General features: G+C 27.8%; 14 protein-coding genes and 1 tRNA gene. 2 read left to right on the forward strand and 13 right to left on the reverse strand.

Annotated features, from left to right (window positions below; all coding sequences use genetic code 11):
* Positions 1-5 precede the first annotated feature (5 nt).
* The 8 genes from thpR to IPM32_16460 all read right to left on the reverse strand — a co-directional run bounded on the left by thpR (position 6) and on the right by IPM32_16460 (position 5,025).
* Entirely contained in the window at positions 6-551 is a 546-nt protein-coding gene (thpR, locus tag IPM32_16425) for an RNA 2',3'-cyclic phosphodiesterase (protein MBK8946837.1), read from the reverse strand.
* Positions 541-1,794, reverse strand: a complete 1,254-nt coding sequence (locus IPM32_16430) for a competence/damage-inducible protein A (protein ID MBK8946838.1) — start codon at positions 1,792-1,794, stop codon at positions 541-543. The genes thpR and IPM32_16430 overlap by 11 nt, the downstream gene beginning before the upstream one ends.
* A gap of 15 nt (positions 1,795-1,809) precedes the next feature.
* Positions 1,810-2,256 (reverse strand): phosphatidylglycerophosphatase A, encoded by a 447-nt coding sequence (locus tag IPM32_16435; protein ID MBK8946839.1) that lies wholly within the window; start codon positions 2,254-2,256, stop codon positions 1,810-1,812.
* Complete coding sequence (gene pgsA, locus IPM32_16440; protein ID MBK8946840.1) at positions 2,253-2,846, reverse strand: CDP-diacylglycerol--glycerol-3-phosphate 3-phosphatidyltransferase; 594 nt, start codon at positions 2,844-2,846, stop codon at positions 2,253-2,255. The genes IPM32_16435 and pgsA overlap by 4 nt, the downstream gene beginning before the upstream one ends.
* Positions 2,847-2,851: 5 nt before the next feature.
* Positions 2,852-3,157 (reverse strand): DUF971 domain-containing protein, encoded by a 306-nt coding sequence (locus IPM32_16445; protein MBK8946841.1) that lies wholly within the window; start codon positions 3,155-3,157, stop codon positions 2,852-2,854.
* Positions 3,158-3,159: 2 nt separating this feature from the next.
* Positions 3,160-4,044: a phosphoribosylaminoimidazolesuccinocarboxamide synthase gene (locus IPM32_16450; GenBank protein MBK8946842.1), complete on the reverse strand. Its 885-nt coding sequence runs from the start codon at positions 4,042-4,044 to the stop codon at positions 3,160-3,162.
* A 136-nt stretch (positions 4,045-4,180) separates the two neighbouring features.
* On the reverse strand, positions 4,181-4,582 hold the full coding sequence (locus IPM32_16455) for a hypothetical protein (protein MBK8946843.1): 402 nt from the start codon (positions 4,580-4,582) through the stop codon (positions 4,181-4,183).
* Between the two features lie 128 nt (positions 4,583-4,710).
* Positions 4,711-5,025 (reverse strand): hypothetical protein, encoded by a 315-nt coding sequence (locus tag IPM32_16460; protein MBK8946844.1) that lies wholly within the window; start codon positions 5,023-5,025, stop codon positions 4,711-4,713.
* A gap of 283 nt (positions 5,026-5,308) precedes the next feature.
* Between IPM32_16460 and IPM32_16465 the strand changes: the two genes are divergently transcribed.
* On the forward strand, positions 5,309-5,830 hold the full coding sequence (locus IPM32_16465) for a hypothetical protein (GenBank protein MBK8946845.1): 522 nt from the start codon (positions 5,309-5,311) through the stop codon (positions 5,828-5,830).
* Position 5,831: 1 nt separating this feature from the next.
* Here the strand turns inward: IPM32_16465 and IPM32_16470 are convergent, their stop codons facing one another.
* Complete coding sequence (locus tag IPM32_16470; GenBank protein MBK8946846.1) at positions 5,832-8,015, reverse strand: tetratricopeptide repeat protein; 2,184 nt, start codon at positions 8,013-8,015, stop codon at positions 5,832-5,834.
* Between the two features lie 176 nt (positions 8,016-8,191).
* On the opposite strand from IPM32_16470, the gene IPM32_16475 reads away from it, so the two are divergent.
* A tRNA-Phe gene (locus tag IPM32_16475) sits at positions 8,192-8,264 on the forward strand.
* Between the two features lie 159 nt (positions 8,265-8,423).
* Here the strand turns inward: IPM32_16475 and IPM32_16480 are convergent.
* The 4 genes from IPM32_16480 to IPM32_16495 form a co-directional block, all read right to left on the reverse strand.
* On the reverse strand, positions 8,424-10,517 hold the full coding sequence (locus tag IPM32_16480) for a hypothetical protein (GenBank protein MBK8946847.1): 2,094 nt from the start codon (positions 10,515-10,517) through the stop codon (positions 8,424-8,426).
* 116 nt (positions 10,518-10,633) lie between these two features.
* Entirely contained in the window at positions 10,634-11,851 is a 1,218-nt protein-coding gene (locus IPM32_16485) for an anaerobic sulfatase-maturation protein (GenBank protein MBK8946848.1), read from the reverse strand.
* A gap of 37 nt (positions 11,852-11,888) precedes the next feature.
* A complete protein-coding gene (locus IPM32_16490; GenBank protein ID MBK8946849.1) occupies positions 11,889-12,050 on the reverse strand; it encodes a hypothetical protein in 162 nt (53 codons plus the stop codon).
* Between the two features lie 8 nt (positions 12,051-12,058).
* A complete protein-coding gene (locus IPM32_16495; GenBank protein ID MBK8946850.1) occupies positions 12,059-13,450 on the reverse strand; it encodes a hypothetical protein in 1,392 nt (463 codons plus the stop codon).
* Positions 13,451-13,469 lie beyond the last annotated feature (19 nt).

Here is a 13,469-nt window from a genome sequence, read left to right on the forward strand (position 1 = left end):
CTCCTTTATTTCATTTTAAAACTTTTTAGAATTGTATATTCTGAACCAGAAGGTTTTAATTCACTTTTTACAAGAGAAACTGTATTTATCAAAAAACTATGTTCAATTTTAGAGTCTGCAAATTTATATAATTTTTCAAAATCTTCATTCCCTTTAATTCTCAAAATCGTTAAATGCGGTTTGAAATTTCTAATTTCTTTTTCAAAACCAAGTAATCCGCATTCATTTTCAATTATATTTTGATTTTTCGAAAATTCATCATTTTGCTTAATTCCAGCATATAGAATTTTTAATTCCCCATTTTTTTTGAAAAAATTAAATTCAGAAAACTCACATTTAACGGAATTCAATTGCAAATTTTCAAATCTATCAATAATCAATTCCGTTAAATAATCTCCAACATCACCTAAAAATTTTGAGGTAATATGAAGTTTTTCATTCGATTCCCAATTTACAAGGTTTGATGAATTATAAATTTCATCTCTTTTATTTGTGATAAAATCTAATGTATCAATAGGTAAATCATATGCAACAAATAATCTATTGGTCATATGAAATTCCCAATAAATTTCTTCTCAACATTTCTAATGCAGCTTGCGAAGTTCTATCTTTGTTTAACAATCTGTTATCACCAAATCGAAACTCTTTTGCTGTACAAACTTTGTCATCACAAATTCCAATAAAGACAAGTCCGACTGGCTTATTTTCAGTTGCTCCGGTTGGTCCCATAATACCGGTAACGGCAAGACCAATATCAGTACCGCTAACCGCTTTAATTCCTTCAGCCATTAATCTTGCAACTTCTAAACTTACTGATCCATATTTGGCAATTAAATCTTCATCAATTCCAAGATGTTCTACTTTTGCACCGTTGCTATATGTAATAATTGATCTTTCAAAATATTTGCTGCTTCCGTTAACATTTGTAATTCTGCTGCTTATTAGTCCACCAGTGCAAGATTCTGCAACAGCAATTGTTAAACTTCTTTCTTTCAAAAGTTTACCTACAACTTCTTCTAGCGATTGGTTATCTTTTCCATAGATGTATCGTCCAACTTTTGATCTAATTTGCTGCTCGACTTCAAATATTCTTTCATTTACTATAGATTCATCTTTATCAATTGCGGTTATTCTAACTTTTACACCAAATTGACTTGGCAAAAACGCTAAATTCCCTTTTTCAATAATTCCTTCAATAGTTTTAATTTCTTCGTAAAGATATGATTCCGGAATTCCAGTTGTTAAAAGTGTTGTTTGTTTTTTAATAAACTGACTTGGAAATAATTCTTGAATTTTGGGAAGTACAAAATCTTCCATCATTGCTTTCATTTCTAATGGAACGCCGGGCATTGCTACAAATATTTTTTTATCTTTTTGAATCCAAATTCCAGGAGCTGTTCCATTTGTATTTTTTATTGGTGTTGCAATTTTGGGAACCAGAGCTTGTTGTTTATTTATATCTGTTAATTTTCTGTTTCGTTTCTCAAAAAATGTTTTTATATCATTAAGGATTTCAACATTTTCAACTAATTCAGTTTTAAAAACTTCCGTAATTGCATGAAGTGTAACATCATCGTTTGTAGGTCCTAAACCGCCCGTACATAAAATAATATCACTAATTTTTAAAACTCTGTTAATTTCTTCAACAATTTCATTTGTTCTATCACCTACAACTGAAGTGCTTGAAATAGTGTAATTGTTATTGCTTAACAATTCGCCAATAAATGCTGCATTTGTGTTAAGAGTTTGTCCAATTAAAATTTCATCACCAATTGTTAAAATATGAATTTTCATATTCGGCTCATTTTATCAAAAAAATATAGTTATAAATATATGCATAATTATTAAGGAATACATTCCAGAAATTACATCGTCAAGTATAATTCCCAATCCACCGGAAATGTTTTCTACAATATTTGCTGGATAAGGTTTTAGAATATCAAGAATTCTCCAGATTATGAATGTAGGAATTATGATATAATAAATTTTAGGCACAAATAATAACGAAATCCAAGTTCCGATAAATTCATCAAGAGTAAAAATTTGAGGATCTTTACCATAAGTTTTTTCAAAATAATTTCCAATTGGAATTCCAATTAAAACCGAAAAAATAATTATTGAAATTAGAAATATTGGATTTTCAAAACCCGGAACTAAATAAAAAAAAAGTGCAAATAAACTTCCAAACGTTCCCGGAGCTTTTGGAATAAATCCAGAAAAAAATCCGGTTCCAATAATTTTTTTTATTTTGTTCATTTTCTAAATAGAATTCTGCTAATCAAAATTCTGTTTTGATAAATATAAATTACACCGGTTATAAAAGTATAAACAGTAATTGCGAACATTGAAAAATATATTAGGTTTTGATTTGTTAAATATTCGATAAGATTTGAAAAATTTTCTTTTAAGAATTGATTTTCTTTCAAAGTGAAAACTATTAGCAAATAGAAAATAAATGTCATTTGAACAAAAGTTTTAATTTTTGCAAGATAATTTGTGGTAAAAGTTTTTTTCTTCCACTCTGCAAAAAGTCTTAAACTTGTAACAAACAAATCTCTGAACACAACAATAATTACCATCCACATAGGTAAAATTCCGATTATTACAAATCCGAAAAAAGCTGCAGAAGTTAGAATTTTATCTGCAAGGGGATCCATAAATTTTCCCCAAGTTGTAATATAATTGAATTTTCTCGCAAGCCAGCCATCGTACCAATCAGTAATTGCAGCTACAATATAAACTGCTAAAGAAATTTGTTTTAAAATTGGATTTTCAGATAAAAATAAAAACAGAAATATTGGAGTTAAAATAATTCTTAATGTGGTTAATTGATTTGGTAATACCATAATTATTAAACTACAGAAAATTGCTCAAAAATTTCATATAAATACTCATAATCATACAAACCGGTATTGTGTCCATCAGCCCATTCAATACCAATTGCGTAAGTTCCAACAATATTAATTTTTGCAATTTTTAATTGCTCCAAAGTGTAAAGAGGAATATATGTTTTGCTCCATTCATCTTTTTCAGCATTGCATAATGCGCAAGGACAAGCATTTCTGAGATTACTTAATTTAACACTTTTAAGTTCTCCGTTATCCCAAGTAACATCTAAATATTGATTTTCCCTAACTTTAATTTTAGTTGGTTTCAAAATTATACTCTTTTTCCCGTTAATAATTCCAACGCTTCTTGATATTTTTTTGAAGTATTATTTATAACTTCTTCTGGAAGATTTGGAGCTGGAGGTTGTTTATTAAAGTTTATTGAAATTAAAAAATCGCGAACGTATTGTTTATCAAAACTATCTTGGCTTATACCTTTTTGATAGGAATCTTTAGGCCAAAATCTGGATGAATCCGGAGTTAATAATTCATCAATCAGAATTATTTCATTATTGTAAAATCCAAATTCCATTTTTGTATCAGCTAAAATAATTCCTCGAGAAAACGCAAAATCTGCTGCAGCTTTATAAATTTCTAAAGATTTGTTTTTAAGAATTTCAAAAACATCTTTTCCAACAATTTCTTTCGCTTTTTCTTCGGAAATATTTTCATCATGATCACCAATATCAGCCTTAGTAGAAGGTGTGAAAATCGGTTCAGGTAATTTTTCTGATTCAACTAAATTTTTAGGAAGTTCAATTCCGCAAACTGTTCCACTTTTTTTGTATTCATTCCAACCAGAGCCGGAAATATATCCGCGAACAATACATTCCAAAGGAATTAATTCTGCTTTTTTTACAAGCATCGTTCGTCCTTCCAGAATATCATAATATTTATGAAGCGCTTCCGGAAATTCAGAAATCTTTGTAGAAACCAAATGATTGGGAATTATATTTTTCGAAAAATCAAACCAGAATTCCGAAATTTTTGTTAGAATTTTTCCTTTGTTTGGAATTCCCTCTTGCATAATAACATCAAATGCAGATAAACGATCTGTTGATACAATTAAATAATTTTCTCCAAGTTCATAAACATCTCTAACTTTTCCTCTTTTGAATAATTTTAAATCACTAAATTCAGTTTGAATTACAACCATCTATATTCCCTTTCAAAATAATTTTAATATTAAAATATAATTAGACATTATTCCTATTCCAATAAATTAGGAATAATTTCACAACCTGCTGAATTTTTTTTGAATTTATCTTTGCGGAAATAAAGTTGTCAGAAAATTATAATCTGGCTTTAGCCCCAAAATGATTAACGTAATTATTTTGATGTTCACCGTAACTTTCAATCATAGAATCAACAAGTTTATACGTGCAATGTTCACCGGCAATTTCAGAGAAAACAATTTCATAAACTTTTTGAGATTCATCCATCATAAACATTTTGGCTAAGTTTTCGTCAAATTCAATTGCTTTCAAATTTGCGTGGCACATTGGACAAAATATTTCCAAATGTTCACCCTCTTTAAGATTAAAACTTGGATGTGTTGTAACTTGGTAATTCCCTAATTTTGGACTAAGAAAAATCAATCCGCGTTTTTGAGCTTCGGTTCTAACAGCCAACACAATGTTAGATTTTACGTTTAATTTTCCTTTACAATACGGACATAAAAAATCATTTTTCATATTAAAGCCAATTTTATTTATAAGTAAAAATATGATTTATTTTTTTGAGTTGAAATATAAAAAGGCAGAGATTTTTGGTGACTAAATATAGCCAAAAGGTTAGAAATAATTTATTACGTATTTAAATTTTATTTTGATAATTGAATACTTTCTTCAAAATCATCATAATTTCTTTCGAATTCCAAATCGGAATAATCTTCAAATTCATCGTCAAAATCAACTGAAGAATCATCAATAAAATAGCTCGAAATGTACAATTTTAGCAATTCTTGATAATCTCTATCAGCGTATTCTTTTTCGATAATTCTTGTGCATTTTCTGAAGATTTTTTTATCCAAGCCATTTTTACAACATTTACCGGGGAGAATGTTAATTCTTAGATCTTTCATAACTTCTTGAAGAAGTATGCTGGCAGTTAGAGAGGCATCGAAATATGCTTCCATTTTTACTCCAAAATTTTTGGTTCATTATGATATTCGCAAATTCTAAGCCAAAATTTTAGTTGATTATTTACTTTTTTTAACACAATTAAAAAGAAAATAATTTATGGCAAAATTTAAACTTAGAAAATGTATCAAATTGAGCTTTAATATTTTTTGTCAATAAAAGTTGACCTCACATAAAAATTTTTCTATTTATTGCAATGATGGAAATCACTAAAGATTATGTTTTTTTTTACGATAATAAAAAGCCACATATTATAACTTTAAATTAACCGGAGAATTTATGAAAGTGAAATTTATTTTAGCATCATTATTTTTAGTATTTCTATTAAGCTGTCAAGAAAGCAACAATGTTCTTGATCCAAATAATCAAGAAAATAATGTTTCATTAAACAAAGTTTCAGCAACTTATTCATCTGATACTTATTTAATTGATGGAAAAATTGGCGGTAAAATTAAGGTAACACACAATTGGAAAAATGAAAATGGTAAAAATTCCAAACTTAAAGCAGTTTTAGATATTCCTAAAAATGCTTTTATCGGAACAAAAGAATTTAGCATGGTTTTCAATTTGGATCATAATTCAGTTGATTTATATCCATCCCCATCTACTTTTGATAAACCACTACTATTAAGTTTGAAATTGAAAAATGTAAATGTTCCTTATGCAGATTTAGATTTTAAATATTTAGATGGTGATGAAGAAGTTCTCTATGATGAAAATATTGTTGATACCAAATTGGGAAATTTAGAAGTGAAAAAAGCTCAACTAAATCATTTTTCTCAATGGGGTTGGAGTAGATAATTTAAGCGCTTTGTTTTACAATAACTTGATTTTTTGAAAATCTTATTTCAAATGTTGAACCAAAACCTAGTGCAGTTTTTACATTAATTTCGCCATTTAAAATTTTTAAATATCTTTTAGCAATTGATAAACCTAAGCCTGTCCCCGGATAGGCTTTATTTGTTCCTTCACTTATTTGTTTAAATTCTTTAAAGATTAAAGGAATATTCTTTTTATTTATTCCAATTCCAGTATCTCTTACTCTTAATATAAATTCATTATTTTCTGTACTTTCAGTTTCAACAACAACGCTTCCACTATCTGTAAATTTAATTGCATTATTTATTAAATTTTCAACAATAACACGTAACATCGAAATATCTATATATAAAATTTCAGATTCTTTTTGAATTCTTAAATCATAATCCAAACCTTTTATTGCTGCGATTCCCTTAAATGAATTGAATATTTCTATAATTTCCGGAATAATATTAACTTCTCTATAATTAACTTCATATCTATCAGATTCAACTCTTGCAAAATCTAAAATCATGCTGAGAGTATTTAATAATCTTGATCCAGTTCTATAAATCCCTTCAGCCATTGACCTTTTTTCATAATCATTAATTTCTTTTGAAAGAATTTCAGAGTATCCTAATATTCCAAACAATGGTGTTCTAAGTTCATGACTCATATTAGCAAGAAAAGTGCTTTTCGCTTTATTAGCAGTTTCTGAGCGCTCAACGGCTAAAATTAAATCTTCTTCTGTTCTTTTCCTTTCATTTATTTCTTCTTCCAATTTCCTTGTTCTTTGTGAAACCAATTCTTCTAATTGTTCTTGGTGTCTTTTTAATTCTTTTTCATTTTTCAAAAGCAATGTTTCTGTTTCTTTTCTAATTCTAATATTTTTTTCAAGTTCAAAATTTCGTTTTCTTTTTTTAAGAAACATAGAAACAAATAATACACTTATTAAAAAGAACAGAAATGTAAAACCAATAATTGTCGATTTTACAAAATCTTGATGCTGCTTTGCTTGTCGCAAAATCTCAATTTCTTTGTCTTTAATTATCATTTGCTGAGCAACTTCAAGTTTTGCAATTGCCTTTTTATTTTCCTCGGAATATATTGAGTCTTGCAATGATCTTGCCTGTTTATAATAAGCAAGTGAGTTGTTAAAATCTCCTAATTCTTCATATGCCTTAGAAAGTAATAATTTGCAGTTTTGAATTTCTTCTTTAATATTAAGTTTTGAAAAAATGTCTAACGCTTTTAACGAAAAATTAATTGATTCGTTTAATATTTTTTTCTTAACGATTTCACTATTTTGTAATTCTTTATCAACAGCAAAAGTAAATTTTAATTCACCAAGATTAATATTTTGGTATGCAACATTTAGCTTGTTGTCAATTTTTTCGGCAAATAATAAAACTGATTTAAAGTTAAAGTAAGCTCTATTATATTCCCGAAGTTTAAGATAAGATAAACCCACATTTCCCATAAAAATTGATTTATTAAAATCATCATTAATTTTATCAAATTCATTTATTGCTTTATTATAACAATCAATTGCATTTCTGTAATCTTTGGTTTCAAAATATACTCTACCAATATTTCCTAGTTGAATTCCTACGTCTCGCTTATCATTCATTTTTTCTGAAATTTCAAGAGCTTTTTCAAAATAATCAATTCCTTCTGAATAACTTCCAAGTGTTGTTTTTAAAATTCCCATGTAATTATAATTATTTCTAATTCCTTTCAGATCTTTGAGCTTCTCAAATAACTTTGCTGAAATATCAAAATTTTTATAAGCATTTGGATAGTCGGAAATGTGAAAATATGCAACACCTAATTTACTGTAAGAATCCGCAATACCATTTTTATAATTTAATTTTTTTGCAATTTTTAAAGCTGAAATATGATTTTCGATAGCTTCTTTAATGTTTCCCTTAAATCTATGTGCCTCACCAATTAAGTTAAGCAAATTAACAGATCCTTTTCCCCAATTAATTTTTTTTGATATTTTAAGAGCTGAATCCGATAAACTAATACATTTTTCAAAATTAGTTGGTGCAAGTTCCCAAGCGGTTTGGTAAAGTGAATTTATATAAGTAGTATCAATATTTTGAAATGGAAAAATCTGATTAAAAGTACAGCAAAATATTAAAATTTTTACGAGAAAAATGGGATTAAGATTTTTTTTAATCATTTTTAAACCAAATAAAGGAATAATTCAATAATAATAATAAATATTGATTTTTAACAGAATTTATAAAAAAAATTATTTAAAAGATTTATAATTATCCAATATCTTGTAAAAGTAAAATTATTAAAATTTTTCTTTGTAAAATTTCAGAATATCCTTAACTTTGTGCTCAAAATTTTGGGCAGATAGCTCAGTTGGTAGAGCAAAGGACTGAAAATCCTTGTGTCGGCGGTTCAATTCCGTCTCTGCCCACCTTGACCGACTTAGTCGGAATTCTGTAAGCCAAGTAACCAAGCTTGGCTTTTTTGTTTTAAAGATTGAGAATTTCAAATGCGGCAATAATGAACTGAATTAAAATCTATAATTATTTTAAAACAATTTGAATTCAACTTAAAAATAAATTAAAAATAGTTAGTCTAAACTTCTCCTATAAACAAACTCCTCCCCATTCCAATATTTTATTTGGGAATTTAACAAATTGCAGTATTCTTCCGTATCTGTTAGCGGAGGTTTTAGTTTTCCTTGAACAACTAATGAATCTCTCATAACGCGAAATTCATTTCCAATAACAATTTCAAAATTATTTAATAAGTAATTATAGTAATAATGTATACTTGCTTTGTTCATATCCATTTCAACATTTACCAGAATTTTATTTTCTTCAGATCGATGCAAAGTTCCTCCACATAAAATTCCTTCGATTCTCTGATTGATATAATGAGTATAATCTGTTTTGGGAAACAAAATATATTCCTCTAAATCTGCAATTGGTAAATATTTATATTGATAATTTGATGTAGTTGGACATTGACCACTTAGTTTTTCAATTTCAATTTGCATAATTCCAGCCTGCTCAAATCCATTATTTACAAAGTTTCCAATCAATTCTTTTTTTCCGTCACCATCAAAATCAAAAATAATTCCATTTGTAATAAAGCCAGCGTTCCATAAAGTTGAGTTTACTCTTTTGCCGGTTTTTAAATCCAATTGAAAAATAGCAGAGGAATAAGATTTAATATTATTTGCGACACAAACCAAAGATTTTTTATTTTGAATAGTTACTGTATCTATTAAAAATGAACTATAAATTGTATTCATTTTTTGCAAATTGGTAGTAATTGTGTCTTTAAAATTATAATTCCAAATCTCATTCTTGTTTTTATCCAAACATATAATTCTTCTAAAATTTGTTTTATCATTTAATTCTGATATGTCTTCATTCGCTAAAATTACTTCATTAATTCCATCATTATTTATATCAACCAATTTTTGGTAATATCTAAAATAAGTTTCATATTTCACCATAGTTGGATTGTAACCCATTTTCCGTGACCATAAAACTTTTCCGGATTTATTTTTTACAAAAATTGAATTTTCGGAAGATTCCAATATTGCCGGATTATCATCCCAATCGCGATAAAGTAAAAATCCGAGAATTAATATAAGCGGCAAAATTATTACAACAGCTTTCCAATTTCTCCTAATTTTTCTTGATGTTTTCTTAACCAAACTCAATTTTTTAATTTCAACTAAATTTCTTCTGTTAAACAAATCTTCCAAACTTTCCACTGCGATAATCGAAATTTTCCGTTTAGGAAACTCTTTTTGCAATTCAACTAATTTTAATTGAGCGGCAATTTCATCTTTTTTTGGAACAACAAAAGTTTGTTCTGCAGAAAAAAATACAAGCTCAGTTTTCTTTTCAACAACATCGCTACTTACAGAAAGTATTTCATTGTTTTTGTTAATTCCGCCGGTGATAACAATTCCGGGCTTTATATTTATTGTGTAATCAGCATTGCTTAAATCAAGTAATTTTTGAATGAATAAAACTGTAATTGCCGTTCCAAAAGAATTTCCAATATAATTTACGGATTTTTGATCGAACTGAATTATAACTTCATAAAATTTTGATTTTGATTTCATGAATGATTGAAGAAAATTTATTGCACTATTCCATGAAATATTAATTTGATCGGAAAGTTTTTCTTCCAGATTTGCATTGCTGGGAATAATGATAAATTTATTTTTTTCATTTGTAAATTTTAATGAAATTGAAATTGTTTCAATGAATCCGCTGTTTAGAATATTTTCATTTTCAAATTTTTCTATTACCGGAAATTTTATTTTATTCTCGTTAATATCTAAAACTTCACCATTTAATATTTTTCGTAGCTCTTCAAATTTAACAGAAAATATTTCAATCGAATAAGAAAGTTTATTTTTAATTTCTTCAATTGAAATGTTGTTAACTAATTCTTTAGATAAAATAATTATTTGGGAAAAACTTTTTGGGTGAACAAAATTAGGGATTGTGTTTTGAAGAAGAACAGCATAATGTTCAATAAATTCGGTAGTAAACGCTTCAATAACGATTTTATTCTTTGTTGAAAGTACTAATGCAAAATATTCTGAAATGAGAAAAAGTTTAATTCTGTCATGAACATTTTCGTTTAATTTTTGGATTAAACTAATTCTATCATTTTCTAAATCAATAATATTCAAAATTTCAACTCACAATAATTGAATCAAAATTTTAATTAAAACAATTTTACAAATATTAATATTATAATTTGATAAACGAAAGATAATTAATATTTAATTTGAGATTATCGAAGATACTATTTTTTGTTTTTTATCCATTTCATAATATTTGCAGGTGGTCTATTATTCTGCAATTCATTTGCCATAAATTCCATTGCTAAATTTATATGATTAAAAAAATATTTATATCCAGAACATAAATAATTTAAATTATTCTCACCATCCGGAGATTTTATAAATCTATGTTTGGGGCATTCGCCATTGCATGCAAAAAGAAATTCACAATTTTTACAATAGTTTGGTAAAGTTAATTTTTTATCTAAACCAAATTTAATTTGCTTACCGGAATCCACCATTGTTTCCAATAAATTGGTCTTTATATTCCCTAATTTATTTTCTGGATAAACATAATGATCACATGAGTAAAGATCTCCGTTATGTTCAATGGCTAAAGCACTTCCGCAAGTTTCTCTAAATATACAAAGACTTGATTTTTGACCAATCCAAGATTCGAGCGCAAGATCAAAAATTTGAACAAAATATTTTCCGACATCATTTTTAATCCATTCATCAAAAATAGCAGTAAGAAATTTTCCGTATTGCAATGATTCAACAGACCATTCAGTTACTTCTGCTTCACCATCAAATTCCGGAGGAATTAAATTTAATTTTGTTGAATTGTTTTGTTTTGATTTTCTTTCAACAATTGGAATAAACTGCATAAATCTGCTGTCTATTTTTTTTAGAAAATTATAAACTTCAAGCGGCTTATATGCATTATCTTTTTGTATGCAAGTTAGCGTATTAAATTCAACATTGTATTTTTTTAAGATAGAAATCCCATTCATTACTTGATCGAAAGAATTTTTACCGCCTTTAAATATTCTGAATTTATTATGAATTTCTTCCGGTCCATCAATAGAAATTCCAACAAGAAAATTATTATCCGATAAAAATTTACCCCAATCATCATTTAATAAAATTCCATTTGTTTGAAATGAATTAAAAATTTTTTTTCCACTTGAGTATTTATTTTGCAAATGAATTGCATTCTCAAAAAAATCAATTCCGAGAATAGTAGGTTCGCCGCCTTGCCAAACAAATGTTACATCTTGAACAACCTGTGTTGAAATATATTGTTTAATATATTCTTCAAGAACAGAATCATTCATTTTCCAATTCTTATTATGAGGATATAATTTTTCTTTTTCAAGATAAAAACAATAAGTGCAATCTAGATTACAAATGGGCCCAGTTGGCTTTGTAATAATGTTGAAGGCGTAAGAATTTTTCATTCAGTATTTTCTATGATGTAAAATAATTTCAGATTTTTTAATTCATCCAAAATGTTGCTGAAGAAAACCACAATATTGTTCCGATTGCCATAATTATTTTATTAGTTTCCATTGAAATAACATTTGTAAAAACCAAAATTGATGGTAGAATTGTTGATATCAATCCGATTAAAGATAAAATCATTAAAACAGTTTTCATATATTTTCCTAATTCAATTTCTTCTGAATAAAATAACTACCTAAAACAAAAATAAATGAAGCAACAAACCATCCGGGAAGTCCTAAGAAAAATATTTCAATTCCAAAATAAAAGTTTAGGAATAAACTAATAAGCAACGTTAAACTCCAAGAAAGTGCGGCGGCAATATTAAATGATTTATTAAACTTTTCAGCAAAATATCTATGTAATTTAAGTTTTGGAAGAATATAAAAATCCATCATAATTATCGCACCCATTGGCATTAAAACTAAACCGTACAAAGCAACAAAATCCAATAATTTCATAACTAATGCGGGGAACATTGAGGCAACAGTAGTAATAATTCCAACAACCATCGTAACTTTCCAAGTTTTCCATTCGGGGCGAATAGCTTGCAAAGCCAAACCAGCTCTGTAAATTGTTGGGTTTGCAGTTGTCCATCCGGCAATAATAACAGTTAAAGCCCCAGCAAATCCAGCTGCGCGATATGCAATTGGTCCCGGTGCAAATTCATTACTAAAATTTGATTCCTTCAAAAAAACAGCATATAATATTCCAGAAGCAATCCATGCAAAATAATGTCCAACAAACATTCCCGCTGCAGAATTAAATCCGTAATACCATTTTTTTGCATATCTTAAAATTGATAAATCTGCCATTCCAATATGCATTGCCATATTAGCAAACCAAGCAAAAAACATAATATGCCAAAAATTAAATTTACTTTGTCCTTCAAGCGGATTTCCAGTCCAGATTGTTTGATCTGCTTTAGTCCAAAATTCAGATATCGAATTTATTTCTAATATTGGTAAAACAGCTATTGCAGCACTAATAAAAACAAGAATCATCCAAGGTGCGGCAATATTCGCAACTTTTGAAACCACGCTGTACCCAAACATCGCCACAATTGTTGTTAAAGCGCCAACAATAATTACTGCAGCAATCCACCCAATACTATTTGGAAGCCAATCATTTAAAGTTGGCATTTGTAAGCCAAATGGAATCCCAACTGCAGTTGCAGAAACAGCAATCATTGATCCAGCCAAAAAACAAAACATTAAAGCATTTACTAAATTATATATTGTAGTTAATTTTTTTCCGCTAATCTTTTCTAATAAATAATAAAGTGTTATCCTTTCCTTTACTGCAATTGGTCCCGTTAAAAATGACCAACTTAAAACAGCTAATAAATTTCCAACAAGTAAACCTAAAATTAAATCAACAGTTGTAACACCATGCGCAACAAATAAAGGACCTATTACAAATTCAGTACCGGCGGTATGTTCCCCGGCATACATTCCAAGAAAACTTTTCCAACTTTTTAATTTATTTACCGGAACCGGTTGACGTTCAAATTCTTCAACTGAATCTAAATGATCCTTAAGATTGTTTTTTTTCATACATCCTCAAATAGAATTT

The sequence above is a fragment of the Ignavibacteriota bacterium genome (assembly GCA_016716225.1).
GTDB lineage: Bacteria > Bacteroidota > Ignavibacteria > Ignavibacteriales > Melioribacteraceae.